Annotated in this window: 36 protein-coding genes; 3 read left to right on the top strand and 33 right to left on the bottom strand. The window is 59.9% G+C overall.

Annotated elements, in window-relative coordinates:
• Positions 1–63: 63 nt before the first annotated feature.
• Both IB262_RS19735 and IB262_RS19730 read right to left on the bottom strand, forming a co-directional pair.
• Positions 64–1377 carry a replication-associated recombination protein A gene (locus IB262_RS19735; RefSeq protein ID WP_112977361.1) on the bottom strand — a complete coding sequence of 438 codons (1314 nt, stop codon included), beginning with the start codon at positions 1375–1377 and terminating at the stop codon, positions 64–66.
• Positions 1374–2771, bottom strand: coding sequence for a DegQ family serine endoprotease (locus IB262_RS19730; protein WP_034795616.1), 1398 nt, complete (start codon positions 2769–2771; stop codon positions 1374–1376). The genes IB262_RS19735 and IB262_RS19730 overlap by 4 nt, the downstream gene beginning before the upstream one ends.
• 198 nt (positions 2772–2969) lie before the next feature.
• Here IB262_RS19730 and msrP point away from each other — a divergent pair, with 198 nt between their 5' ends.
• A complete protein-coding gene (gene msrP / locus IB262_RS19725; protein WP_112977359.1) occupies positions 2970–3914 on the top strand; it encodes a protein-methionine-sulfoxide reductase catalytic subunit MsrP in 945 nt (314 codons plus the stop codon).
• Between the two features lie 2 nt (positions 3915–3916).
• The gene (gene msrQ / locus IB262_RS19720) at positions 3917–4570 is read left to right on the top strand and encodes a protein-methionine-sulfoxide reductase heme-binding subunit MsrQ (RefSeq protein ID WP_112977358.1); all 654 of its coding nucleotides are present in this window, start codon (positions 3917–3919) and stop codon (positions 4568–4570) included.
• Between the two features lie 160 nt (positions 4571–4730).
• Here the strand turns inward: msrQ and rplQ are convergent, their stop codons facing one another.
• The 31 genes from rplQ to rpsL all read right to left on the bottom strand — a co-directional run bounded on the left by rplQ (position 4731) and on the right by rpsL (position 24097).
• Positions 4731–5156 (bottom strand): 50S ribosomal protein L17, encoded by a 426-nt coding sequence (rplQ, locus tag IB262_RS19715; RefSeq protein WP_034795595.1) that lies wholly within the window; start codon positions 5154–5156, stop codon positions 4731–4733.
• A 44-nt stretch (positions 5157–5200) separates the two neighbouring features.
• On the bottom strand, positions 5201–6211 hold the full coding sequence (locus IB262_RS19710; protein ID WP_034795592.1) for a DNA-directed RNA polymerase subunit alpha: 1011 nt from the start codon (positions 6209–6211) through the stop codon (positions 5201–5203).
• Between the two features lie 103 nt (positions 6212–6314).
• A complete protein-coding gene (gene rpsK, locus IB262_RS19705; protein ID WP_003536496.1) occupies positions 6315–6704 on the bottom strand; it encodes a 30S ribosomal protein S11 in 390 nt (129 codons plus the stop codon).
• 226 nt (positions 6705–6930) lie between these two features.
• Positions 6931–7299: a 30S ribosomal protein S13 gene (rpsM, locus tag IB262_RS19700; RefSeq protein WP_034795586.1), complete on the bottom strand. Its 369-nt coding sequence runs from the start codon at positions 7297–7299 to the stop codon at positions 6931–6933.
• 232 nt (positions 7300–7531) lie between these two features.
• Entirely contained in the window at positions 7532–8110 is a 579-nt protein-coding gene (locus IB262_RS19695) for an adenylate kinase (protein ID WP_034795582.1), read from the bottom strand.
• Complete coding sequence (secY, locus tag IB262_RS19690; RefSeq protein WP_034795578.1) at positions 8107–9447, bottom strand: preprotein translocase subunit SecY; 1341 nt, start codon at positions 9445–9447, stop codon at positions 8107–8109. The genes IB262_RS19695 and secY overlap by 4 nt, the downstream gene beginning before the upstream one ends.
• Positions 9448–9680: 233 nt before the next feature.
• Positions 9681–10151, bottom strand: coding sequence for a 50S ribosomal protein L15 (rplO, locus tag IB262_RS19685; RefSeq protein WP_034795576.1), 471 nt, complete (start codon positions 10149–10151; stop codon positions 9681–9683).
• A gap of 13 nt (positions 10152–10164) precedes the next feature.
• Positions 10165–10368: a 50S ribosomal protein L30 gene (gene rpmD / locus IB262_RS19680; RefSeq protein WP_043623384.1), complete on the bottom strand. Its 204-nt coding sequence runs from the start codon at positions 10366–10368 to the stop codon at positions 10165–10167.
• Between the two features lie 12 nt (positions 10369–10380).
• Positions 10381–10950, bottom strand: coding sequence for a 30S ribosomal protein S5 (rpsE, locus tag IB262_RS19675; RefSeq protein ID WP_034795569.1), 570 nt, complete (start codon positions 10948–10950; stop codon positions 10381–10383).
• A gap of 128 nt (positions 10951–11078) precedes the next feature.
• A complete protein-coding gene (gene rplR, locus IB262_RS19670; RefSeq protein WP_034795567.1) occupies positions 11079–11441 on the bottom strand; it encodes a 50S ribosomal protein L18 in 363 nt (120 codons plus the stop codon).
• Between the two features lie 12 nt (positions 11442–11453).
• Complete coding sequence (rplF, locus tag IB262_RS19665) at positions 11454–11987, bottom strand: 50S ribosomal protein L6 (protein ID WP_034795564.1); 534 nt, start codon at positions 11985–11987, stop codon at positions 11454–11456.
• A gap of 46 nt (positions 11988–12033) precedes the next feature.
• The gene (gene rpsH / locus IB262_RS19660; protein ID WP_025426677.1) at positions 12034–12432 is read right to left on the bottom strand and encodes a 30S ribosomal protein S8; all 399 of its coding nucleotides are present in this window, start codon (positions 12430–12432) and stop codon (positions 12034–12036) included.
• A gap of 12 nt (positions 12433–12444) precedes the next feature.
• Positions 12445–12750 carry a 30S ribosomal protein S14 gene (gene rpsN, locus IB262_RS19655; RefSeq protein ID WP_034795562.1) on the bottom strand — a complete coding sequence of 102 codons (306 nt, stop codon included), beginning with the start codon at positions 12748–12750 and terminating at the stop codon, positions 12445–12447.
• Between the two features lie 34 nt (positions 12751–12784).
• On the bottom strand, positions 12785–13342 hold the full coding sequence (gene rplE / locus IB262_RS19650) for a 50S ribosomal protein L5 (RefSeq protein ID WP_034795552.1): 558 nt from the start codon (positions 13340–13342) through the stop codon (positions 12785–12787).
• Complete coding sequence (gene rplX, locus IB262_RS19645) at positions 13335–13646, bottom strand: 50S ribosomal protein L24 (RefSeq protein WP_025426674.1); 312 nt, start codon at positions 13644–13646, stop codon at positions 13335–13337. Before rplX ends, rplE begins: the two co-directional genes overlap by 8 nt.
• A gap of 14 nt (positions 13647–13660) precedes the next feature.
• On the bottom strand, positions 13661–14029 hold the full coding sequence (gene rplN / locus IB262_RS19640; RefSeq protein ID WP_034795548.1) for a 50S ribosomal protein L14: 369 nt from the start codon (positions 14027–14029) through the stop codon (positions 13661–13663).
• Positions 14030–14207: 178 nt separating this feature from the next.
• Positions 14208–14444 (bottom strand): 30S ribosomal protein S17, encoded by a 237-nt coding sequence (rpsQ, locus tag IB262_RS19635; RefSeq protein ID WP_034795546.1) that lies wholly within the window; start codon positions 14442–14444, stop codon positions 14208–14210.
• A 12-nt stretch (positions 14445–14456) separates the two neighbouring features.
• The gene (gene rpmC, locus IB262_RS19630) at positions 14457–14657 is read right to left on the bottom strand and encodes a 50S ribosomal protein L29 (protein ID WP_034795543.1); all 201 of its coding nucleotides are present in this window, start codon (positions 14655–14657) and stop codon (positions 14457–14459) included.
• An 11-nt stretch (positions 14658–14668) separates the two neighbouring features.
• A complete protein-coding gene (gene rplP, locus IB262_RS19625) occupies positions 14669–15082 on the bottom strand; it encodes a 50S ribosomal protein L16 (protein WP_011975175.1) in 414 nt (137 codons plus the stop codon).
• 38 nt (positions 15083–15120) lie between these two features.
• Positions 15121–15855: a 30S ribosomal protein S3 gene (gene rpsC / locus IB262_RS19620; protein ID WP_034795537.1), complete on the bottom strand. Its 735-nt coding sequence runs from the start codon at positions 15853–15855 to the stop codon at positions 15121–15123.
• Entirely contained in the window at positions 15855–16244 is a 390-nt protein-coding gene (rplV, locus tag IB262_RS19615) for a 50S ribosomal protein L22 (RefSeq protein ID WP_034795534.1), read from the bottom strand. The genes rpsC and rplV overlap by 1 nt, the downstream gene beginning before the upstream one ends.
• 2 nt (positions 16245–16246) lie before the next feature.
• The gene (gene rpsS / locus IB262_RS19610) at positions 16247–16525 is read right to left on the bottom strand and encodes a 30S ribosomal protein S19 (protein WP_018239488.1); all 279 of its coding nucleotides are present in this window, start codon (positions 16523–16525) and stop codon (positions 16247–16249) included.
• Between the two features lie 15 nt (positions 16526–16540).
• Entirely contained in the window at positions 16541–17377 is an 837-nt protein-coding gene (gene rplB / locus IB262_RS19605; protein ID WP_034795526.1) for a 50S ribosomal protein L2, read from the bottom strand.
• A gap of 43 nt (positions 17378–17420) precedes the next feature.
• The gene (locus IB262_RS19600) at positions 17421–17714 is read right to left on the bottom strand and encodes a 50S ribosomal protein L23 (RefSeq protein ID WP_034795524.1); all 294 of its coding nucleotides are present in this window, start codon (positions 17712–17714) and stop codon (positions 17421–17423) included.
• Positions 17711–18331 carry a 50S ribosomal protein L4 gene (rplD, locus tag IB262_RS19595; protein ID WP_034795521.1) on the bottom strand — a complete coding sequence of 207 codons (621 nt, stop codon included), beginning with the start codon at positions 18329–18331 and terminating at the stop codon, positions 17711–17713. The genes IB262_RS19600 and rplD overlap by 4 nt, the downstream gene beginning before the upstream one ends.
• A gap of 12 nt (positions 18332–18343) precedes the next feature.
• Positions 18344–19030 (bottom strand): 50S ribosomal protein L3, encoded by a 687-nt coding sequence (gene rplC, locus IB262_RS19590; RefSeq protein WP_034795518.1) that lies wholly within the window; start codon positions 19028–19030, stop codon positions 18344–18346.
• Between the two features lie 139 nt (positions 19031–19169).
• Positions 19170–19478, bottom strand: coding sequence for a 30S ribosomal protein S10 (gene rpsJ / locus IB262_RS19585; protein ID WP_003507767.1), 309 nt, complete (start codon positions 19476–19478; stop codon positions 19170–19172).
• 320 nt (positions 19479–19798) lie between these two features.
• The gene (tuf, locus tag IB262_RS19580; RefSeq protein WP_034795467.1) at positions 19799–20974 is read right to left on the bottom strand and encodes an elongation factor Tu; all 1176 of its coding nucleotides are present in this window, start codon (positions 20972–20974) and stop codon (positions 19799–19801) included.
• A gap of 70 nt (positions 20975–21044) precedes the next feature.
• Positions 21045–23144, bottom strand: a complete 2100-nt coding sequence (fusA, locus tag IB262_RS19575; RefSeq protein ID WP_034795515.1) for an elongation factor G — start codon at positions 23142–23144, stop codon at positions 21045–21047.
• A gap of 33 nt (positions 23145–23177) precedes the next feature.
• A complete protein-coding gene (gene rpsG, locus IB262_RS19570) occupies positions 23178–23648 on the bottom strand; it encodes a 30S ribosomal protein S7 (RefSeq protein ID WP_034795512.1) in 471 nt (156 codons plus the stop codon).
• Between the two features lie 77 nt (positions 23649–23725).
• Positions 23726–24097, bottom strand: coding sequence for a 30S ribosomal protein S12 (rpsL, locus tag IB262_RS19565; RefSeq protein WP_003507760.1), 372 nt, complete (start codon positions 24095–24097; stop codon positions 23726–23728).
• A gap of 567 nt (positions 24098–24664) precedes the next feature.
• On the opposite strand from rpsL, the gene IB262_RS19560 reads away from it, so the two are divergent.
• Positions 24665–24961, top strand: a complete 297-nt coding sequence (locus IB262_RS19560) for a hypothetical protein (protein ID WP_034795498.1) — start codon at positions 24665–24667, stop codon at positions 24959–24961.
• Positions 24962–25073: the final 112 nt, after the last annotated feature.

Raw genomic sequence — 25073 nt, 5'->3', positions numbered from 1 at the left:
TTTCACGCGGTCGTTGAAACCATGCAAACGTGCGAGGCGCTGAGGGGTCTGCAAGTCTGCCCCCTACGATGCGTTGCGCTCCCGACGGAGTTTCGCCCACCATTCCAGCCGCTTGCGGATCTCGCGCTCGAAACCGCGCTCCGGCGGATCATAGAAGGTTCTGCGCCCCATCTTCTCGGGGAAATAGTCCTGGCCGGAAAAAGCATCCGGCTCGTCATGGTCGTAGCGGTAGCCGTCGCCGTAGCCCTCACCCTTCATCAGTTTCGTCGGGGCGTTGAGGATATGTTTCGGCGGCAGCAGCGAGCCGTTTTCCTTCGCCGCCCGCATCGCTGCCTTGTAGGCGGTATAGACGCCGTTCGATTTCGGCGCGGTCGCGAGATAGACGCAGGCTTCGGCAAGCGCCAGTTCGCCCTCGGGCGAGCCGAGATAGTCATAGGCGTCCTTGGCGGCGTTGCAGATCACCAGGGCCTGCGGGTCGGCAAGGCCGATGTCCTCGACCGCCATGCGCACCAGGCGCCGCCCGAGATAAAGCGGATCCTCGCCGGCATCGAACATGCGGCAGAGATAGTAGAGTGCGGCATCCGGATCAGAGCCACGCACCGCCTTGTGCAAGGCCGAGATCAGATTGTAGTGGCCGTCCTGGCCCTTGTCATAGACGGGCGCCCGGCGCTGGACGATGTTCTGGAGTGCCGCCGCATTGAAGATCTCGTCGCGGCGCGCGGCGCGCCAGACTTCTTCCGCCAGTGTCAGCGCAGCGCGACCGTCGCCGTCGGCCATACGGATGAGGCTGGCGCGCGCATCCGCATCGAGCGGCAGTTTCTTGGCCTCGGACTCTTCGGCGCGCGACAGCAGTTCCTCGATGCTGTCTTCGCCATGCGGCTTGAAGGTCAGCACCCGGGCTCGGGACAGGAGAGCGGCGTTGAGTTCGAAGGATGGGTTTTCCGTCGTCGCGCCGACAAGGATGACGGTGCCGTCTTCCATCACCGGCAGGAAGCTGTCCTGCTGTGCCCGGTTGAAGCGATGAATCTCGTCGACGAAGAGCAGCGTCTGACGGCCGGACATGCGCCTTGCCCGCGCCGCCTCGAACACCTTCTTGAGATCGGCGACACCGGAGAAGATCGCGGAGATCTGCTCGAAGGCGAGACCCGCCTCCCCCGAAAGCAGCCGCGCCACGGTCGTCTTGCCGGTTCCGGGCGGCCCCCAGAAGATCATCGACCCGAGCGAACCCGAAGCAATCATGCGCGACAGCACGCCGTCCTCACCGGTCAGGTGATCCTGACCGGTGACTTCGGCAAGCGTTCGCGGGCGAAGCCGGTCGGCAAGCGGTCTTGCCGACGCCATTTCCGGTGGCTCGTGGGCGGTGAACAGGTCGCTCATCGGAAGAACTGACGGATGAGCTGGCCGTCGCGCTCGATCTCGACACGCCAGAAGGAGGCATCGTCGGCCATTACCTGTTCCAGCGTCTTCGACGTGTCAATCGCCGTGCCGTTGACCGACCGCACGATGTCCTTCGGCTCGAGGCCGATGCGGGCGGCGGGCGAACCGCGGTTGACCTGCATGACGACGACGCCCTGCAGCGAGGTCGACATGCGCAGCTCGTCGGCAAGGCGCGGCGACAGGTTGGCAACGACTGCACCGGCGAAGGGGTTACGACCTTCGATCAGCCGTTCATCCCGTGGCGACGTTTCTGGAGCCCGGTCGAGCTTGATCGTCACTTCCCGCGGCTTGCCGTTTTCCGATACGGTGACGCGCGCCTCATGACCAATGCCGACCGTCGTCAGGCGATAACCGAGTGCGTCGGGATGTTCGACCTCGATGCCGTTGACGGCGGTGATCACCTGGCCGGGCTTGATACCGGCCTGTTCGGCCGGGCCACCGGCCACGACGGCGGTCACCAGCGCTCCGCGGGCGCGGCTGAGGCCCAGGGCTTCGGCCACTTCCGAAGTGACCGGCTCGAAGCTGGCGCCGATGAAGGGACGCACGAAGGCGCCGTTGCCACCTTCGGCCGACGCAACGAAGACCTTCACCAGATTGGCCGGGATGGCAAAGCCAACGCCGTTAGAACCGCCGCCCTTGGAGAAGATCGCGGTGTTGATGCCAATGAGCTGGCCGTTCATGTCGATAAGGCCACCGCCGGAATTGCCCGGGTTGATCGCCGCATCCGTCTGGATGAAGAAGCCGAAATCACCCGAGGAGACCTGATTGCGCGCGAGCGCCGAAACGATGCCACTCGTCACCGTCTGGCCGACGCCGAAGGGGTTGCCGATCGCGAGCACGAGGTCGCCGACCTCGACTGCATCGGAATCACCAAGCGGCACGATGTCGAAGGGACCGTCCGACTGGATCTTCAAAACAGCGAGGTCGAGCCGGTCGTCCTTGAGCACGATCTTGCAGGGAAACTCGCGGCCATCGGCCAGCGCCACCTTGATATCGTCAGCGCCCTCGATGACGTGGTTATTGGTCACGACGATGCCGTTCTTGCCGACGATCACCCCGGAACCGAGCGAAGACTGCTTCTCCGAGCGGTTCGGCATGCGTTGGCCGAAGAACTCCTCGAAGAAGGGGTCACCGGAGAAAATCGAACGGCGCTCGACCACCCGCTCGGCATAGACGTTGACGACGGCATTTGCCGTCTGCTTGACGAGAGGCGCAAAGGAAAGCTGCATTTCGGTCCGCGACTGCGGAACGCTCTTGGCCTCCTGGGCCAATGCCGGACAGGCGAGAGAAACAGCGATGACGAGCGAAACAAGCGCTCTTCGACCTACGATCATGTGAAGCATTCTCCTATTCGTCGCGGCTACGTTCAGATAGGATTTCGCGGGAAAAAAGGCAAATGTTGGCGCAGGATATGCAAAGTTGCCAGCTTCACGCGCTACGCACGAAAACGTGGTTCGCAACCCCTTTCACGGTGATCGAAAGTCTGGTGAGTTCATAGAAGACAAGGCTCATAAATCACTTCGGAAAAGACCATGCCATCTTACCGCCCGCCGCGAATCGTTTCCTCCGAGATCACCCCGGAGGCCCTCTTCTTCAACCGCCGCACCTTCCTCGGGGCTGCTGCCGGCGGCGGCATGCTGCTTGCGGGCAGCGGCACGGGGCTGGCGGCCGCACTCGGCGCGCCCAAGAGCAAATACACTGTCGACGAAGACCTGACGCCGGAGGCCGACGTCACCAGCTACAACAATTTCTATGAGTTCGGGACCGGCAAGGGCGACCCGGCTGCCAATTCGAACAGCTTCAAGGCAACGCCCTGGACGGTGAAAGTCGATGGCCTCGTCGGCAAGCCGAAGGAATTCGGGCTCGAGGAACTGCTCGCGCTCCCGATCGAGGAACGCGTCTACCGCATGCGCTGTGTCGAGGCCTGGTCGATGGTGATCCCCTGGACCGGGTTTCAGCTCTCGGCCCTGCTCGACAAGGTAGAGCCGCTTGGCAGCGCGAAATATGTCTCGTTCGAAACCGTGGTGCGCCCGTCGGAAATGCCGGGACAATCCGGTTTCTTCCAGCCGCTTGCCTGGCCCTATCGCGAAGGGCTGAGACTCGACGAGGCCCGTCACCCGCTGACGCTGCTATCCGTCGGCGTCTACGGCAAGACGCTTCCCAACCAGAACGGCGCGCCGATCCGGCTGGTTACCCCCTGGAAATACGGATTCAAGGGGATCAAGTCGATTGTGCGCATTTCGCTCACGGAAACCCAGCCACCGTCCACCTGGAACCTCTCGGCGCCGAACGAGTACGGCTTCTTTGCCAACGTCAATCCGGCGGTCGATCATCCACGCTGGAGCCAGGCAACGGAAAACCGCATCGGCGGTGGCGGCTTCTTCGGCTCCAACCGGCGCGATACCCTGCCCTTCAATGGCTATGCCGACGAGGTGGCCGGACTTTATGCCGGCATGGATCTCAGAGCGAACTATTGATCATGGCCCGCCTGCCCTCGCTCCCGAAACGCTACCATTCGGCCTCGGTCTGGGGGCTCTACGGCTTTGGTCTGCTGCCCGCCGCCTATGCATTCTATCTCGGCGCTACGGGCCAACTGGCCGGAAACCCGGTCAAGGAATTCGAACACTTGCTCGGCCTCTGGGCGCTGCGTTTCCTCGTCGCGACATTGGCGATCTCGCCGATTCGCGACCTATTCGGCATCAACTGGCTGCGCTATCGGCGGGCCTTGGGTTTGCTGGCGTTCTACTATGTGCTGATGCACTTCCTCGCCTACATGCTGCTCGATCAGCGGCTAAACTTTCCGAGCATACTGGCCGACATCGCCCGCCGCGCCTTCATCACCATCGGCATGGCCGCACTCGTCATGCTGATCCCGCTGGCGCTCACCTCCAACAACTGGTCGATCCGCAGGCTCGGTACGCGGTGGAACACGCTTCACCGCTTGGCCTATGTGATCGCCGCCGCCGGCGCCGTGCATTTTTCGATGTCGGTGAAGGTCATCGGCGCCGAACAGCTGCTTTATCTCGGGCTCGTCGCCGCACTGCTTGTCTGGCGGCTGGTGCGCAAGCCGTATCTGCGGCGCAAGCGACAGGCGGCCAATGCGCCGGTCAGAACCGCCGCCGGAAGCGCCTGAGGCCATCTTCGCCTCGCCAGGACATCGACCCTCGATCGCATTTCGACGAAACGGTGACAGAACGAGCGCACCGTCAAACGCACGCTGAGCAACAGCCCCAAAAGAAAAAGCGGCCGGGTGACGAACACCCGGCCGCTTCAGTTTTCTGCCTTCGATCGGCTTAGGCTGCTTCAGCAGCTTCGGCTTCTGCAGCAACGCGGGCGAGATCCTTCGCGCCCTTTGCCGAGACGTCGCGGTCAACGAATTCGATGACGGCGAGCGCGGCGTTGTCGCCGTGACGGAAGCCAGCCTTCATGATGCGCAGGTAGCCGCCGTTGCGGGTGGCGTAGCGCGATGCGATCGTGTCGAACAGCTTGGCAACGACAGCGGCGTCGCGGATCTGCGAGATCGCCTGGCGGCGAGCGTGCAGGTCACCGCGCTTGCCGAGCGTGACGAGCTTCTCGACGATCGGGCGGATTTCCTTGGCCTTCGGCAGGGTCGTAACGATCTGCTCGTGTTCGATCAGCGAAGCTGCCATGTTGGCAAACATCGCCTTGCGGTGGCTGGCGGTTCTATTCAGCTTGCGGCCGGCTTTACCGTGGCGCATGGCTATTCTCCTTCACTTGCAGGCATTCGCCCGCAGTCTAATGGTTAGTATTGGTCTTCGTAACGCTTGGCGAGATCTTCGATGTTCTCGGGCGGCCAGGACGGCACTTCCATGCCGAGGTGCAGGCCCATGGAAGCGAGAACTTCCTTGATTTCGTTCAGCGACTTGCGACCAAAATTCGGCGTGCGGAGCATTTCTGCTTCGGTCTTCTGAATGAGGTCGCCGATGTAGACGATGTTGTCGTTCTTCAGGCAGTTGGCCGAACGGACCGAAAGTTCCAGTTCGTCGACCTTCTTGAGAAGCGCCGGGTTGAAGGCGAGTTCGGTAACTGCCTCTTCCTCTGCTTCCTTCTGCGGCTCGTCGAAGTTGACGAAGACCGACAGCTGGTCCTGAAGGATGCGGGCCGCAAATGCGATCGCATCTTCACCGGTGACGGAACCGTCCGTCTCGATCGACATCGTCAGCTTGTCATAGTCAAGAACCTGGCCTTCGCGGGTGTTTTCCACCTTGTAGGACACTTTCTTGACCGGCGAGTACAGGCTGTCGACCGGGATCAGGCCGATCGGAGCATCTTCCGAACGGTTGCGATCAGCCGGCACGTAACCCTTGCCGTTGTTGACGGTGAACTCCATGCGGATCTCAGCGCCCTCGTCGAGGGTGCAGATCACATGGTTCGGGTTGAGGATTTCGATATCGCCAACCGTCTGGATGTCACCGGCGGTTACAACGCCCGGACCCTGCTTGCGCACGACCATGCGCTTTGCGTCGTCGCCATCCATCTTGATGGCGATTTCCTTGATGTTGAGCACGATGTCCGTCACATCTTCCCGGACGCCCGGGATAGAGGAGAACTCGTGCAGGACGCCGTCGATCTGCACTGCGGTGACAGCAGCACCGCGCAGCGACGACAGCAGCACGCGGCGAAGCGCGTTGCCGAGCGTCAGACCGAAGCCGCGTTCAAGCGGTTCCGCAACCAACGTTGCCTTGGTGCGGCCGGAGGAGACGAACTCCACCTTGTTCGGCTTGATCAGTTCCTGCCAATTCTTCTGGATCATGTTTTCTGCCTTCCGTTCGTTGCCACCATCCAATCGTGGCAACCGAGCCCCGAAGACCGGGAGCGCGCGTCTGCGCCCTCACCGGCATGTTGAATGCATATGATCAGACGCGGCGCTTCTTGCGCGGGCGGCAGCCGTTGTGCGGGATCGGGGTCACATCGCGGATCGAGGTGATCATGAAGCCCGCAGCCTGCAGCGCGCGAAGTGCGGATTCACGGCCGGAACCCGGACCGCAAACTTCGACTTCCAGCGACTTCATGCCGTGTTCCTGAGCCTTCTTGGCGCAGTCTTCAGCGGCGATCTGTGCGGCAAACGGGGTCGACTTACGCGAACCCTTGAAACCCTTGGCACCGGCAGACGACCAGGCAATCGCGTTGCCCTGTGCGTCGGTGATGGTGATCATGGTGTTGTTGAACGACGAATTGACGTGCGCGACGCCAGACGTGATGTTCTTGCGTTCGCGACGGCGAACGCGGGTGGCTTCCTTGGCCATAGGATCCCTTTCTTAGATCTCTGCACCGCCGTAATTCCAGCGGCTCCACCGGGAAAAGGATTTGACGTCCCCTGCCCTGCATCTTCATTTCCCGCAGGACGAGATATCGTCCGGCGAACATATCGCCCGGCCGGATCGGCCGAACAAAGGTCAGGCAAACGCCCTTCCAAACTGCAAAAGGAGGCCGGCGTTTGACACCAGCCTCCCAATCTCCCTTTTCGGGAAATTACTTCTTCTTACCGGCAATCGCCTTCGCCGGACCCTTGCGGGTGCGGGCGTTGGTGTGGGTGCGCTGACCGCGAACCGGCAGGCCACGACGGTGACGCAGGCCGCGGTAGCAGCCGAGGTCCATCAGGCGCTTGATGTTCATCGAGGTCTCGCGACGCAGGTCACCTTCGACCTGGTAGTCGCGGTCGATCGTTTCGCGGATCTGCAGGACTTCAGCGTCCGTCAGCTGATGCACGCGACGATCAGCCGGAATACCGACCTTCTCGATGATTTCCTGTGCGAATTTCGGGCCGATCCCGTGAATGTAGGTCAGCGCAATAACTACGCGCTTTGCCGTCGGGATGTTGACGCCAGCGATACGTGCCACGTCTATTCTCCTTGCGTTCCAGTTGCCATCCGGCAATAGGTGCTTCGTTACGCGACCTCGAAGAGCCGCACGTTGATTGAGGTTCGAGACACGTCAAAAACGACCGTACCCGGACTTCATTTTCTTTGAAGACCGCGCCGACCGCTCTCATGTCGCGAGTTGGCGCTGTCTTTGGCGGAATCGGCCGGAAAAGTCAACTCCCCGGCAGTTCCTTTTCGGCAAAGACCAGTGTCTAAGCCAGAATCTTCTCGATCTCGGCGGTGACGGTGTTCACTTCCGCCATGCCATCAACCGTTCTGAGCTGCCCCGTTCCGGCGTAGTGCTCGGAGAGCGGCGCCGTCTTTTCACGGTACTCGGTCAGCCGGCGCTTGAAGGCTTCCGGATTGTCGTCCGAACGGACGGTTCCGCCGGCTGCGATGGTTTCCGCTACGCGATTCTCCATCCGCTTTACAAGGGCTGCCTCGTCGACCTTGAGCTCGATTACGGCATCGAGCTTCAGACCCTTGCCCTCGAGCATCTTGCCGAGCGCAATCGCCTGCGGAACCGTGCGCGGGTAACCGTCAAGGATGAACCCCTTCGCGCAGTCCGGCTGGTCGATGCGATCCGACACGATTTCGTTGACGATCTCATCGGATACCAGCTGACCGGCATCCATTACCGCCTTCGCACGCTTGCCGACCTCGGTCGCCTGGGCGACGGCCGCCCGCAGCATATCTCCTGTGGAAAGCTGCGGAATGCCGTATCTCTCCGTCAGAAGCTTGGCCTGTGTCCCCTTGCCAGCGCCCGGCGGTCCCAAAAAAATCAGTCTCATCGTCCCCTCTTTCCTCCGCGCAGCTTCGACTTCTTGATCAGCCCCTCATATTGCTGTGCGATGAGGTGGCCCTGGATCTGTGCTACCGTATCAAGGGTGACGCTGACAACAATCAAAAGCGACGTACCACCAAGGTAGAACGGCACGCCGGTCTGAGCGATCAGAACTTCCGGCAGAATGCAGACGAAGATCAGATAGGCCGCACCGATCACGGTGATGCGCGTCAGGACATAATCGATATATTCCGCGGTACGCTCGCCCGGACGAATGCCCGGAATGAAGCCGCCGTGCTTCTTCAGATTGTCAGCCGTATCCTTCGGATTGAACACGATCGCGGTGTAGAAGAAGGCGAAGAACGCGATCATCGCACCGTAAAGCACCATGTAGAGCGGCTTGCCGTGCGCAAGTGCGCCAACCACGGTGGTCGCCCAACCCGGCAGCGTCGCCGTATTGGCAAAGCCTGCGAGCGTTGCCGGCAGAAGCAGCAGCGACGAGGCGAAGATCGCCGGGATGACGCCCGCGGTGTTGAGCTTCAGCGGCAGGTGCGAGGTGTCGCCCTGGAACATGCGGTTGCCGACCTGGCGCTTCGGATACTGGATCAGAAGCCGCCGCTGCGCACGTTCGACGAACACGATGAGCGCGATGACGCCGACGACCATGACGATGATCGCGAGGATCAGCGGGGTGGACAGAGCGCCGGTGCGGCCGAGTTCGAGCGTGCCGGCGAGAGCCGTCGGCAGATGTGCGACGATACCGGCGAAAATGATCAGCGAGATGCCGTTGCCGATGCCGCGCGAGGTGATCTGTTCACCGAGCCACATCAGGAACATGGTGCCGCCAAGCAGAGAAATGACGGTCGAAACACGGAAGAACCAACCCGGATCGTTGACGAGGCCGTTGCCGCTCTCGAGACCGACGGCGATGGCGTAAGCCTGCGCCGTGCCGAGAAGCACCGTGCCGTAACGGGTGTACTGGTTGATGATCTTGCGGCCCTGCTCGCCTTCCTTTTTCAGCTGTTCCAGTGCCGGAACGACAGAGGTCATCAGCTGAACGATAATCGAAGCAGAGATATAGGGCATGATGCCGAGCGCGAAGATCGCCATGCGCTCAACTGCACCGCCCGAAAACATGTTGAAGAGGCCGAGGATACCGCCGCTCTGGCCGCGGAATGCCTGGGCAAACGCTTCCGGGTTAAGACCGGGCAGCGGGATATAGGTGCCAAGACGGTAAACCAGAAGCGCACCAAGCGTGAACCAGAGCCGTTTCTTCAGATCTTCCGCCTTGGCGAAAGTCGAGAAATTCAGGTTCGAGGCGAGCTGTTCCGCTGCAGAAGCCATGCAATTCTCCGCGTACCAAATCTCGGAATCAGCGGGAACACCCGGTCCGTTCCGGAAGGACTAACTTTTCGTCTTGAAAACCGGACGCGAGGCGATTGTGTCTGCAATCGGATGCCTCACCGTGGTTTCCGCTATGTCCGCCGCGGCGAGCGATTCGCGCTTGCGGACGTGAGGCTCACATATGGGAGCAAAACCGCCCGGAGTGAAGCACCCCGGGCGGTTCATCAATAATATTATTCAGCAGCCGCAGCGAGCAGCTTGATCGAGCCGCCAGCCTTTTCGATCTTCTCGATCGCCGACTTGGACGCACCGGCAACTTCGAGCGAAACCTTCGCCTTCAGTTCGCCGTCGGCCAGAACGCGGACGCCGTCCTTTTCGCGACGGATGACGCCGGCAGCCTTGAGGGCAGCTGCGTCAACGGTCTTGGAAGCATCGAGCTTCTTGGCGTCGATTGCCGTCTGGATACGGCCGAGCGACACGACAACAAACTCCGAAGCGAAGATGTTGTTGAAGCCGCGCTTCGGCAGACGACGGTAGATCGGCATCTGGCCGCCTTCGAAGCCGTTGATGGCGACGCCCGAACGAGCCTTCTGACCCTTCACACCGCGACCGGCGGTCTTGCCGGAGCCCGAGCCGATACCACGGCCAAGACGCTTACGGCTGTGGGTCGAGCCTTCGTTGTCCTTGATTTCATTCAGTTTCATGAGCTTATCCCCCTCACTTCTCGTCGACGACGCGAACGAGGTGCTGGACAGTCCGGATCATGCCGCGGACAGACGGAGTGTCTTCCAGCGTGCGAACCCGGTGCATCTTGTTGAGGCCCAGACCGATCAGCGTCTGACGCTGTACGGCCGGACGGCGAATGGGGCTACCGATCTGCTCGACGGTAACGGTCTTCGCTGCGACTTCTTTCTTAGCCATCTGTCAGCTCCCTTATTCTTCGGAAGCAGCGCCGGAGGAAACACGACGAGCCTGGAGCGTGGCGTACTTCATGCCGCGCTGAGCTGCGATGTCCTTCGGGTGCATCTGGTTCTTGAGGGCGTCGAACGTTGCGCGAACCATGTTGTAGGGGTTCGACGAACCGGTCGACTTGGCAACGACGTCATGAACGCCGAGCGTTTCGAAGACGGCGCGCATCGGGCCACCAGCGATGATACCGGTACCGGCCTTGGCCGAACGCAGCAGCACCTTGCCGGCGCCATGACGGCCGTGAACGTCGTGATGCAGGGTACGACCACCACGCAGCGGGACGAAAATCAGGTCGCGCTTTGCGGCTTCGGTTGCCTTGCGGATGGCTTCCGGCACTTCGCGTGCCTTGCCATGACCGAAGCCAACGCGGCCCTTCTGGTCGCCAACGACGACGAGAGCGGCGAAACCGAAACGACGACCGCCCTTCACCACCTTGGCGACGCGGTTAATTGCTACGAGCTTATCGACAAATTCGCTGTCGCGCTCTTCGCGGTTCTGGCGATCTTCGCGAGAACCCTTTCTTTCCTGTGCCATTGTCCTTTTCCTTTTTCTTTTCCGGGTGCAATCGGCAGATTGACAAAAGTCGCCCCCGTCCGATGGATCGGATGCGACCGGAAACCTATGAGAGTGCCAGGCAGGCGCAACGCCCGCCTGGCGACCGATCAGAAGTTCAGACCACCTTCACGGGCAGCATCGGCCAAAGCCTTGATGCGGCCGTGATAGATGAAGGCGCCACGATCAAAGACAACGTCCTTGACGCCAGCCTTAGCGGCACGCTCAGCGATGAGCTTGCCGACGGCAGCAGCAGCTGCCGTGTCAGCGCCCGTCTTCAACGACGAACGCAGATCGGTATCGAGCGTGGAGGCAGACGCAAGCGTCTTGCCGGCCACGTCGTCGATAACCTGTACGTAGATGTTCTTCGACGAGCGATGAACCGACAGGCGCGGACGGCCATTGGCGACCGCCTTGATTTGACGGCGCACGCGGTTGGCGCGACGCACAAGAGTATCTTTCCTGCTAGCCATTTCGCGTGATCCTTACTTCTTCTTGCCTTCTTTGCGGACAATCCGCTCTTCGGCATACTTGACGCCCTTGCCCTTGTAGGGCTCGGGGCCGCGGTATTCGCGGATTTCCGCGGCAACCTGGCCGACCTGCTGCTTGTTGATGCCGGACACGATGATTTCGGTCGGCTTCGGAACAGCAATCGTGATGCCTTCCGGGGTCTGGTAGACGACGTCGTGGCTGAAGCCGAGCGCCAGCTGCAGGTTCTTGCCCTGCAGCGACGCACGATAACCAACGCCGTTGATTTCGAGCTTGCGCTCGTAACCGTCCTTGACGCCCTTGAAGATGTTCTCGATCATCGTGCGGGACATGCCCCACTTCGAACGAGCATCCTTGCTCTGGCTGAGCGGCTGTACAACAACCGCATTTTCTTCGAGCTTTACCGATACTTCGTCGTTTGCAACAAAGAACAGTTCGCCCTTCGGGCCCTTCGCCGTTACCTTCTGGCCATCAACGCTTGCCGTGACGCCTGCCGGAACCTGAACGGGCTTCTTACCGATACGAGACATTTTTATACCTGTCTGTTCGCTATGGAGAACTTGCTACCGTCTTCGATTAGAAGACGGAGCAAAGGATCTCGCCACCAACATTCTGTTCGCGTGCCTGATGATCGGCCATCACGCCCTTCGGGGTCGAAAGGATGGTGATGCCGAGGCCGTTCGCGACCTGCGGAATGGACTTAACCGAGACATAAACTCGGCGGCCCGGCTTGGAGACGCGTCCGATCTCACGGATCACGGAAGCGCCTTCGTAGTACTTCAGTTCGATGTTCAGCTCGGCCTTGCCGTTGCCGAATACGACTTCGGAGTAACCACGGATGTAGCCTTCAGCCTGAAGAACATCCAGAACACGCGCACGGAGCTTCGAAGCCGGCGTGGAAACGCTCGACTTGCGGCGAGCCGCGCCGTTACGGATACGGGTGAGCATATCGCCCAGCGGATCAGTCATTGCCATGTGCCCGTCTCCTTACCAGCTCGACTTGACAATACCCGGCACCTTGCCGAGGTTGCCCAGTTCGCGAAGCGCAATACGCGACATACGAAGTTTACGATAGAAGGCGCGCGGACGGCCGGTAACTTCGCAACGGTTGCGGATGCGGGTCTTGGATCCATCGCGCGGCAGGCCTGCCAGCTTGATGGTTGCCTTGAACCGCTCTTCAATCGGCAGAGACTGGTTCATGATGGTCGCCTTCAGAGCGGCACGCTTTGCAGCCTGCGAGGCAACCAGTTTGCGGCGGCGCTTGTTCTTTTCAACTGCGCTCGTTTTCGCCATTACAGTTATCCTTCTTTACGCTTGTCGTTACGGATTACTGACGGAACGGGAAGTTGAACTCTGTGAGCAGAGCGCGAGCTTCGTCGTCGTTAGTAGCCGTCGTGCAAACGATGATGTCCATGCCCCACATCTGATCAACCTTGTCGTAGTTGATCTCAGGGAACACAATGTGTTCCTTGACGCCCATGGCGAAGTTGCCACGTCCGTCAAAGGACTTCGGATTGAGGCCACGGAAGTCGCGAACGCGCGGAAGCGCGATGTTCACGAGGCGATCCAGGAACTCAAACATCCGAACGCCGCGCAGGGTAACCTTGGCACCGATCGGCATACCTTCGCGAAGCTTGAAGCCTGCGATGGAGTTGCGAGCGCGGGTGATTACCGGCTTCTGACCAGCAATCGCTGCGAGGTCGGCTGCAGCAACGGTCGGCTTCTTGGAGTCGCCCGTCGATTCGCCAACGCCCATGTTGATGACGATCTTGTCGAGGCGCGGGATCTGCATTTCGTTGGCGTAGGAGAACTTCTCCTGCATAGCCGCACGAATACGCTCGACATATTCCTTCTTGAGCCGCGGCTCGTAAGCGGACTTAGCCATCGATCACTACTCCCGAACGCTTGGCCACGCGGACCTTCTTGTCGCCATCGATCTTGAAACCGACGCGGGTCGGCTTGCCGTCCTTCGGATCGGCAATCGCGATGTTCGAAAGATGGATCGAGGCTTCCTTGTTGATGATGCCGGCTTCCTGGCTCTGGGTCTGGCGCTGGTGACGCTTCACCATGTTTACGCCACGCACGACAGCCCGGTCTTCCTTCGGCATTACCTGTACGACTTCGCCGGTACGACCCTTGTCCTTACCGGTGAGAACGACGACTTTGTCGCCTTTGCGAATCTTTTGCATCTCTCAACGCTCCCTTAGAGTACTTCTGGAGCCAGCGAGATGATCTTCATGTGGTTCTTGGCGCGAAGTTCGCGCGGAACCGGTCCGAAGATACGGGTGCCGATCGGCTCTTTCTTGTTATCGATAAGAACGGCTGCGTTGGTGTCAAAGCGGATGACAGAGCCATCCGGACGGCGGATGTCCTTCGCAGTGCGAACGACAACAGCCTTCATGACATCACCCTTCTTTACGCGGCCGCGCGGAATGGCTTCCTTGATCGAAACGACAATGATGTCGCCGACCGACGCATACTTGCGCTTGGAGCCGCCCAGCACCTTGATGCACATGACACGACGTGCGCCGGAATTATCCGCCACGTCGAGGTTTGTTTGCATCTGAATCATGTCAGGTCGCCTTCTTGTTGTTACCAGGCCGGTTGGGTCGAAACCCCCTCGCCCGGCTTATAGTGCTCATCTCAAAGCAAAAGAACGCCCGGAATCGAGCGTTCCCCTGCTTCAATTGCGTGCTTCATACAGGTATTTTCCCAAGACGCAAGGGTCTTGGCGTCAAAACCTGCTGAAATCAAGCGTGGGCGGCGACTACCGTCCAGCGCTTATCCTTCGAGATCGGCGCACATTCCTCGATGGAAACGACGTCACCAACCTTGTACTGGTTGTTTTCGTCATGCGCCTTGTACTTCTTGGAGCGACGGACGGTCTTCTGGAGGATCGGATGCGCAAAGCGGCGCTCGACCCGTACGACGACGGTCTTGTCGTTCTTGTCGCTGACAACAGTGCCCTGCAGAATGCGTTTCGGCATATTTTCTGGTCCTTAGGCCTTGGCTTCTGCCGCCTTCTGGCGGGCAATGGTTTTGACGCGTGCGATGTCCTTGCGGACTTCGTTGATACGCGAAGACTTCTCGAGCTGGCCGGTTGCCTTCTGGAAGCGCAGGTTGAACTGCTCCTTCTTCAGCTTGGCGAGCTCTTCGTTGAGTTGATCGGCGCTGAGAGCGCGAACATCTACGGCTTTCATGAGTTCACTCCTTACTCTGCGATACGCTGCACGAAGCGCGTCTTGACAGAGAGCTTGGCAGCGCCAAGACGAAGTGCCTCACGGGCAAGTTCTTCGCTGACACCATCGATCTCAAACATCATTCGGCCGGGCTTGACCTTGCATGCCCAGTATTCGACCGAACCCTTACCCTTACCCATGCGGACTTCCGTCGGCTTGGCGGTGACCGGAACGTCAGGGAACACACGGATCCAGACGCGGCCGGCGCGCTTCATGTGACGCGTGATCGCGCGGCGGGCCGCTTCGATCTCGCGTGCATTCACGCGGTTGGGTTCCTGAGCCTTAAGGCCGAATTCGCCGAAAGCGAGATCAGATCCGCCCTTGGCTACGCCCTTGATGCGGCCCTTGAACTGCTTGCGATACTTCGTACGCTTTGGCTGCAACATTTTTTTACTTCTCCGATATTGGCTGCCAAACGCGAATGTTACGCGTTTTCACGACGGCGGTCACGATCGCCACGGTCGCGATCACGGCCTGCCGGGCCCTGGTTGTCACTTTCGATCGCGCGACGCTCCGAAGCCATCGGATCGTGCTCAAGGATTTCGCCCTTGAAGATCCAGACCTTGATGCCGCAGATACCGAAAGCGGTTTCCGCTTCAGCCGTGCCGTAGTCGATGTCCGCACGCAGCGTGTGCAGCGGAACGCGACCTTCGCGGTACCATTCGGTACGAGCGATTTCGGCGCCACCGAGGCGGCCGGCGCAGGTGATCTTGATGCCTTCGGCGCCAAGACGCATGGCCGACTGAACAGCGCGCTTCATCGCACGGCGGAAAGCCACGCGGCGCTCGAGCTGCTGGGCAATCGACTGAGCGACGAGGGTCGCGTCGACTTCCGGCTTGCGCACTTCAACGATGTTGAGGTGCGTCTCGGAGCTGGTCATCTCGGAAAGCTTCTTGCGGAGCTTCTCGATGTCAGCGCCCTTCTTGCCGATGATCAGGCCCGGACGAGCGGAGTGGATCGTGACGCGGCACTTCTTGTGCGGACGCTCGATTACCACCTTGGCGATGCCGGCAGCCTTCAGTTCTTCCATCAGGTAAGCGCGGATCTTCAGGTCTTCGTGAAGAAGCTGGCCGTACTCGGCGTTGTCCGCGAACCAGCGGCTGTCCCAGGTCCGGTTGATACCGAGACGGAAGCCGATCGGATTAATCTTCTGACCCATTATGCGGCCTCCCCTTTGGCTTCCACTTCACGGACGACGATCGTCAAGTGCGAGAACGGCTTTTCGACACGCGATGCACGGCCGCGACCACGAGCGTGGAAGCGCTTCATGACAATCGACTTGCCAACGTAAGCTTCTGCAACGACGAGCGAATCGACGTCGAGATCGTGGTTGTTCTCCGCGTTTGCGATGGCAGATTCAAGGGTCTTCTTGACCGTCTCTGCAATGCGCTTGCGGGAGAATTCCAGTTCGGCCAGAGCGCGATCGACCTTCTTGCCGCGGATCATCGCGGCAACCAGGTTGAGCTTCTGGGGGCTGACGCGGATCGTGCGCGCAACTGCCTGCGCCTCATTATCCTTCAGCCGGCGTTCGGCTTTTGCCTTGCCCATTGTTACTTCCTCTTTGCCTTCTTGTCCGCACCGTGACCGTAGTAGGTCCGGGTCGGAGAGAATTCACCAAACTTGTGGCCGACCATGTCTTCGTTGACGCTGACCGGAACGTGCTTGCTGCCGTTGTAGACGCCGAAGGTGAGACCGACAAACTGCGGAAGGATCGTGGAGCGGCGGCTCCAGATCTTGATCACTTCGTTGCGACCGCCTTCGCGGACCTTCTCAGCCTTCTTGAGAAGATAACCGTCAACGAACGGACCTTTCCATACTGAACGAGTCATTCGAGACTTCCTCTCTTACTTCTTCTTCTGGTGGCGCGAGCGCATGATGAACTTGTCGGTCGACTTGTTCGAGCGCGTACGCTTACCCTTCGTGGGCTTGCCCCACGGGGTAACCGGGTGACGACCACCCGAGGTACGGCCTTCACCACCGCCGTGCGGGTGGTCAACCGGGTTCATGACGACACCGCGAACGTGCGGCTTCTTGCCACGCCAACGCGAACGACCAGCCTTACCGTCATTGATGTTGCCGTGGTCGGGGTTCGACACGGCGCCGATCGAGGCGAGGCAGGAACCATGCACCAGGCGCTGTTCACCAGAGTTCAGGCGAAGGATCGCCATGCCCTGGTCGCGGCCAACGAGCTGTGCGTAGGTACCGGCGGAGCGGGCCATCTGGCCGCCCTTGCCCGGCTTCATTTCCACGTTGTGGATGATGGAGCCGACCGGGATGTACTGCAGCGGCATCGTGTTGCCGGGCTTCACGTCAACGGCCTTTTCCGAAGCGATGACCTTGTCGCCAGCAGCAAGGCGCTGCGGAGCGAGGATGTAGGCCTTTTCGCCGTCGGCGTAGTTGACGAGCGCGATGAACGCGGTGCGGTTCGGGTCGTATTCCAGACGCTCGACCGTGCCTTCAACGTCGAACTTGCGACGCTTGAAGTCCACCAGACGATAGGTGCGCTTGTGACCGCCGCCCTGGAAGCGAACGGTGATGCGACCGAGGTTGTTGCGACCGCCCTTGGAGGACAGGCCCTCGGTCAGCGCCTTTACCGGCTTGCCCTTGTAGAGGCCGGACCGGTCAACGATGACCAGCTGGCGCTGGCTCGGGGTCGTCGGATTGAAACTTTTCAATGCCATTTTCTTGTTCCCTTTTGGGTTTTTACCCTAATGGGCCTATCCGTTAGAGACCGGTGGAGACGTCGATGGACTGACCGTCGGCGAGCGTAATGACCGCCTTCTTCACGTCCTTCTGCTTTCCGGCAAAGCCGCGGAAACGCTTCGTCTTGCCCTTGCGGACCAGCGTGTTCACGGCCGTAACCTTGACGCCGAACAGAGCTTCGACTGCAGCCTTGATTTCAGGCTTCGAAGCGTCCTTGGCGACGTTGAAGACGACCTGGTTCTGTTCGGAAACCAGCGTCGACTTTTCAGTGATCGAGGGGGACACGATCACGTCGTAGTGGCGAAGATCCGTCATTTGAACCGCTCCTCCAGAGCTTCCACGGCAGCCTTGGAAAGCACGAGCTTGCCACGGCGCAGAATGTCGTAAACGTTGATGCCCTGAACCGGCAGAACGTCCACGTTCGGGATGTTCTGGGCTGCGAGCTTGAAGTTGTTCTCGATCTCGGCGCCGCCGATGATGAGAGCGTTGGTGAGGCCGAGCGACGCGAATACGCCGGCGAGAGCCTTCGTCTTGGCTTCCTTGGCAACGAGATCGTCGATGACGATGATCTCTTCAGCCTTCAGCTTGGCCGAGAGTGCATGGCGCAGGCCGAGGGCGCGAACCTTCTTCGGCAGGTCATGGGCGTGGCTGCGGACAACCGGGCCATGAGCCTTGCCACCGCCGCGGAACTGCGGAGCACGAGCGGAGTGGTGGCGGGCGCGGCCCGTACCCTTCTGCTTGTACATCTTGGCGCCGGTGCGGGACACTTCAGCGCGGCCCTTGGCCTTGTGCGTGCCCTGCTGCTTCTTGGCGAGCTGCCAGCGAACGACGCGGGCAATGATGTCTTCACGGGGTTCGAGGCCGAAAATGGCGTCAGAAAGAGAAACCTTTCCTGCGTCCTTGCCCTCGAGGGTTTTGACGTTGAGATCCATTATTCGGCTCCCTTACTTCGATGCTTCGGCGCGCACAGCGGCCGGACGCGGAGCGCCTTCCGGGGTGCCCGACTTGATGGCGTCACGAACGACGATCCAGGCACCCTTGGAGCCGGGGACAGCGCCCTTGACCAGGATCAGACCGCGGTCTTCATCGGTCGATACGACTTCGAGGTTCTGAGTGGTGACGCGCGTCTGGCCCATGTGACCAGCCATGCGCTTGCCCTTCCAAACGCGGCCCGGGTCCTGGTTGGAACCGGTAGAACCATGCGAACGGTGCGATACGGAAACGCCGTGCGTTGCACGCAGACCGCCGAAGTTGTGGCGCTTGATGGCGCCGGCAAAGCCCTTACCGATCGTGGTACCGGTGACGTCGACGAGCTGACCGGCGACGAAATGGTTCGCCGTCAGTTCTGCACCGATGTCGATCAGGTTGTCCGCGGAAACGCGGAACTCGACGAGCTTCGCCTTCGGCTCGACGTTGGCAGCAGCAAAGTGGCCGCGCATCGCCTTCGGCGTGTTCTTGACCTTGGAGCGGCCAGCACCGAGCTGGACAGCAACGTAGCCGTTCTTTTCTTCCGTACGCTGGGCTACCACCTGGCAGCTTTCCAGCTTCAAAACTGTAACCGGGATATGCTCACCGGCGTCGTTATAGACGCGGGTCATTCCCACTTTCTGTGCAATCACACCTGAACGCATTGGTTCATTCCTCTTGAGAGTTAGTGACGGAGCAAGCCCCTTCACATCTCTGGTTTAAGGTTTCCTTGAGATCATCCGATCTTGAGGTCGCCCGTTTTTGGAAGCCGTTGGACCGAGGTCCACGTACCTTCCTTGTTTATTAAAGCTTGATTTCCACGTCGACGCCGGCAGCCAGGTCGAGCTTCATCAGCGCGTCAACGGTCTGCGGGGTCGGGTCTACGATATCGAGAAGGCGCTTGTGGGTGCGCATTTCGAACTGTTCACGGCTCTTCTTGTCGACGTGCGGCGAGCGGTTGACCGTAAACTTTTCAATGCGCGTCGGCAGCGGTACGGGACCGCGCACGCTTGCACCGGTACGCTTTGCAGTCGACACGATTTCGCGCGTCGAGGCGTCGAGGATCCGGTGATCAAACGCCTTGAGGCGGATGCGGATGTTCTGGCCGTTCATACGACTTATCCTTGTTCAGGTTACTTGCGGTTTCCGTGGAAAAACACGCAGTGAACTTCGTTTAATTTCGGCCAGTCCGCTAACTTTTCAAAGATCGGAGGGACAGGGTTTCCCCTGCCCCTTCCTATTTGAGCGGCCGTGGCCGGCCTGTCTTTCTGTGAGCGCACAACGTCGAAGCACCGTGCAAATCACGCGTGGGCGCCATTTGCACTATTTCGTCGTCTTCGGCAAGCCGTGCGACCAACTAAATCTTTCGGGGCGGGTATGTCCAAGGCGCATAGCACATGCGCCTTGTGTCTTCCCGCCCTCAGTCTCGTCGATTACTCGACGATCGAGGCAACGATGCCTGCGCCGACGGTACGGCCGCCTTCGCGGATTGCGAAGCGCAGCTTTTCTTCCATCGCGATCGGAACGATCAGCTCAACGGCAACGGTGACGTTGTCGCCCGGCATAACCATTTCCGTGCCTTCCGGCAGCGTCACGATGCCCGTCACGTCCGTCGTGCGGAAGTAGAACTGCGGCCGGTAGTTGGTGAAGAACGGCGTATGACGGCCGCCTTCTTCCTTCGTCAGGATGTAGGCTTCAGCCATGAACTTCTTGTGCGGCTTGACCGAACCCGGCTTGCACAGGATCTGGCCACGCTCGACGCCGTCACGGTTAACACCACGGATCAGCGCGCCGATGTTGTCGCCGGCCTGGCCCTGGTCGAGCAGCTTGCGGAACATTTCAACGCCCGTAACCGTCGTCTTCGACGTGTCGCGGATGCCGACGATTTCGACTTCTTCGCCGACCTTGACGATGCCGCGCTCAACGCGACCGGTCACAACCGTACCACGGCCCGAGATCGAGAACACGTCTTCGATCGGCATCAGGAACGGCTGGTCGATCGGACGCTCAGGCGTCGGGATGTAAGCGTCAACAGCTGCCATCAGCTCGCGGATCGCGTCTTCGCCAATCTTCTTGTCCGAATCTTCCAGAGCAGCAAGAGCCGAGCCCTTGATGATCGGAATGTCGTCGCCCGGGAATTCGTAGGACGACAGAAGTTCGCGAACTTCCAGCTCGACGAGCTCGAGAAGCTCGGCGTCGTCAACCTGGTCGACCTTGTTGAGGAACACGACGATTGCCGGAACGCCAACCTGACGAGCGAGCAGGATGTGCTCGCGGGTCTGCGGCATCGGGCCGTCAGCAGCCGAGCAAACCAGGATCGCGCCGTCCATCTGCGCTGCACCGGTGATCATGTTCTTGACGTAGTCGGCGTGGCCGGGGCAGTCAACGTGAGCGTAGTGACGGTTCGGCGTCTCATACTCAACGTGCGCCGTCGAAATCGTGATACCACGGGCCTTTTCTTCCGGAGCAGCGTCGATCTGGTCGTACGCCTTGAACTCGCCGAAGTACTTCGTGATCGCTGCGGTCAGCGACGTCTTGCCATGGTCAACGTGGCCAATCGTGCCAATGTTAACGTGCGGCTTGTTGCGCTCAAATTTGCTCTTTGCCATTTCCGGCTCTCCGTTTTCTATCCCCTACCGGGGAAAACTTTTAACTTCTGTCAGCGTCTTGGTATTCCGGTCACTTCTGACCGGAATACTTCGCCTGGATTTCCTGCGCGACGTTCGACGGAACCGGCGCGTAGTGATCGAAGGTCATCGTGTACTGCGCACGGCCCTGAGACATGGAGCGCAGGTTGTCGACGTACTTGAACATGTTCGCCAGCGGAACGTTTGCGTTGATCACAACGGCAACGCCACGCGATTCCTGGCCCTGGATCTGGCCACGGCGGGAGTTCAGGTCGCCGATAACGTCGCCGACGTAGTCTTCCGGCGTTACGACTTCGACCTTCATCATCGGCTCGAGAAGCTGTGCACCAGCCTTCTTGGCCGCTTCACGGAAGCAAGCACGCGATGCGATTTCGAAGGCGAGAACCGACGAGTCGACGTCGTGGAATGCACCGTCGATGAGCGTCGCCTTGACGCCGAGCATCGGGAAGCCAGCGAGCGGACCCGAAGACAGAACGCTTTCGATACCCTTCTGAACGCCCGGGATGTATTCCTTCGGAACAGCACCACCGACGATCTTGGATTCGAAGACGAAATCTTCGCCATCCGGGTTCGGTTCGAACACGATCTTGACGCGCGCGAACTGACCGGTACCACCGGACTGCTTCTTGTGCGTGTAGTCTTCTTCGTGCTGACGCGTGATGGTTTCGCGGTAGGCAACCTGCGGAGCACCGACGTTGGCCTCAACCTTGAACTCGCGACGCATACGGTCGACGATGATGTCGAGGTGAAGTTCGCCCATGCCAGCGATGATCGTCTGGCCGGATTCCTGGTCGGTCTTGACGCGGAACGACGGGTCTTCAGCTGCCAGGCGGTTGAGCGCGAGGCCCATCTTTTCCTGGTCGCCCTTGGACTTCGGCTCAATCGCGATCTGGATGACCGGCTCCGGGAATTCCATGCGCTCGAGGATAACCGGCTTCAGCGGATCGCAAAGCGTGTCACCCGTGGTGGTTTCCTTGAGACCGGCAAGAGCAACGATGTCGCCTGCGAAGGCTTCTTCGATGTCTTCACGCGAGTTCGAGTGCATCTGCAGCATACGGCCGACGCGCTCGCGCTTGTCCTTGACCGTGTTCATGACAGACGAGCCCTTTTCGAGCTTGCCCGAATAGATGCGTGCGAAGGTCAGCGAACCGACGAAGGGGTCGTTCATGATCTTGAACGCGAGCATCGAAAGCGGCTCGGCGTCGTCAGCGTGACGCTCGATCTCGGCTTCGGTCTTGGCGTCGATGCCCTTGATCGCCGGAATGTCGAGCGGCGACGGCAGGTAGTCGACAACCGCGTCGAGAAGCGGCTGAACGCCCTTGTTCTTGAACGCGGTACCGCAGAACATCGGGTGGAACTTCACGTCGATGGTGCCGCGGCGAACGAGTTCGCGGATCTTGTCGTTCGAGGGCATGTTGCCTTCGAGGTAGGCTTCCATCGCGGCTTCGTCGATCTCGACAACGGTCTCGATCAGCTTCTCGCGATATTCTTCGGCCTTGTCCTTCATGTCGTCCGGAATCTCGACGACGTCCCACTGGGCGCCGAGCGATTCGTCGCGCCAGACGAGAGCGTTCATCTCGACCAGGTCGATAACACCCTTGAACTCGGTTTCAGCGCCGATCGGCAGCTGCATGACGACGGCGATCGCGCCCAGACGGGTCTTGATCATCTCGACCGAGCGGTAGAAGTCCGCGCCGGTCTTGTCCATCTTGTTGCAGAAGATCATGCGCGGAACGTTGTACTTCTCCGCCTGACGCCAGACGGTTTCCGTCTGCGGCTCAACACCGGCGTTGGCGTCGAGCAGCGCGATGGCGCCGTCGAGAACGCGCAGCGAACGCTCGACTTCGATGGTGAAGTCAACGTGGCCGGGGGTGTCGATGATGTTGAAGCGGCGAGCCTTGCCGTCACGACCCTTCCAGAAGGTGGTCGTCGCAGCAGACGTGATCGTGATGCCGCGTTCCTGTTCCTGCTCCATCCAGTCCATGGTAGCGGCACCGTCGTGGACTTCGCCGATCTTGTGGGACTTGCCGGTGTAGTAGAGAATGCGCTCGGTCGTCGTGGTCTTGCCGGCGTCGATGTGCGCCATGATACCGAAGTTACGGTAATCTTCGATTTTGTATTCGCGTGCCATAGTGGACTGCCTCTTGAGACGTTCGCGCCAGAATTACCAGCGATAGTGCGAGAACGCACGGTTGGCATCAGCCATCTTGTGCGTGTCTTCGCGCTTCTTCACGGCGCTACCACGGTTGTTCGCTGCGTCCATGAGTTCGCCGCAGAGGCGATCAACCATGGTCGTTTCGTTGCGCTTGCGTGCAGCCGTGATCAGCCAACGGATGGCGAGAGCCTGGCGACGCTCCGGACGAACGTCGACCGGAACCTGGTAGGTTGCACCACCAACGCGACGCGAACGCACTTCAACGTGCGGCGCGATGTTGTCGAGCGCGGAATGGAATACAGCGATCGGCTCCTGCTTCAGCTTAGCCTGAACCGCATCGAACGCACCGTAAACGATGGTTTCAGCGACCGACTTCTTGCCGTGCAGCATGATCGCATTCATGAACTTCGTGACAACCAGATCACCGAACTTCGGATCCGGGTTGATCTCACGCTTTTCTGCTCTATGACGTCTGGACATACTTCTCGTCTCTTCAAACTATTTAGCGCTCTACCACGCGGAGGACCTCGCGCAGCGCCGGGATTTTCAAAACCGAATTACTTCGGACGCTTCGCACCGTACTTCGAACGGCGCTGCTTGCGGTTCTTGACGCCCTGGGTATCGAGAACACCGCGGATGATGTGATAACGAACACCCGGAAGGTCCTTAACGCGGCCGCCACGGATCATCACGACCGAGTGTTCCTGAAGGTTGTGGCCTTCACCCGGAATGTAGCCGATGACTTCGAAGCCGTTCGTCAGGCGAATCTTGGCAACCTTACGCAGAGCCGAGTTCGGCTTCTTCGGGGTCGTCGTGTAAACGCGGGTGCAAACACCACGCTTCTGCGGGTTTTCCTGCAGAGCAGGAACCTTGTTGCGCTTTACCTGTGCCTGACGAGGCTTACGGATCAGCTGGTTTACGGTAGGCATATACCCATCCCTTGCAAAATCTTGTCACATTACCCTTGCGGGCGGATCGTTGCCGTCGCCGGCAGTTTCGAACGCCTCATGAAATGCGCAAAACAAGGGCCGATCCGCCTTTTCCGCAGATGGCCCCAAATAAAGCAGAGGACGCACTATTTCGTGCGTCGTGCGTGCAGCATTGTAGTCGTCAGCGTGCGTTTCGAACCTTGTTTGAGGCGAACTTCAGAACGCGACGTTCCGAACCAGCCAGCCTCACATGGGCTCCGATGCGGCGGGGTGTACTGATTTCAAGGCGAACAGTCAAGGGCAATTAAGAAATATTCCCGGACGCGTTCGCCCGGCATGCCTGAAAAACAAGGCTTTTGCACATGGTTTGGCGCCTGGCGCCCGCCTCATCTGCCCTTCTGTGCCCGGAGTGTCTGACGGGATTAAGGAATCGGCAACCACTTTGTGGGGGTTTTCCACGATGATCGACTCGCTCTCAACGGAAGCGTCCGCGCGGCATTGCATTTCCATCGCGCTGATTCAAAAAGGAAGCTAAGGTCGCACCAAACCCATTCGAAAGGAAACAAAATGGCCGTCACCCCAGACAACGACAATGCCCCGGACGAGCCGATGGTGTTCATCATCATCGGCAAGGCCTACGAGACCGACGGCGACGAGGACGGCGTGGACATTCACGTAATGCTGAAGGCGCCCGACGACGATACCGCGGTACGCGAAGCGCTCAACGCGCTTGCAGAAGAAGGTTTTCTCGAGGCCGACCTGGACCAGATCGGCACATTGACCGACGTTCCGAGCGAAGAGCCGCACGCGTCCGCCTATCAGGGTGCGCTCGAAGGCGAAGTCGCAATCATCCGCTTCAGCTGAGACGCTGCAAGACAGCCCATCGCACCAGCTCCCAAGACCGTATTTGCAAAAGAAGAAGCCGCCGAGATCGCTCTCGGCGGCTTCTTCTTTTGTGAGGTTGGAGGGCGAACAC

Origin of the sequence: Ensifer sp. ENS02, assembly GCF_014851885.1 — a bacterium.
Lineage (GTDB): Bacteria > Pseudomonadota > Alphaproteobacteria > Rhizobiales > Rhizobiaceae > Ensifer > Ensifer adhaerens.
The sequence above is the reverse complement of the archived record's forward strand: the minus strand, read 5'-3'. Positions and strand labels throughout refer to the sequence as shown.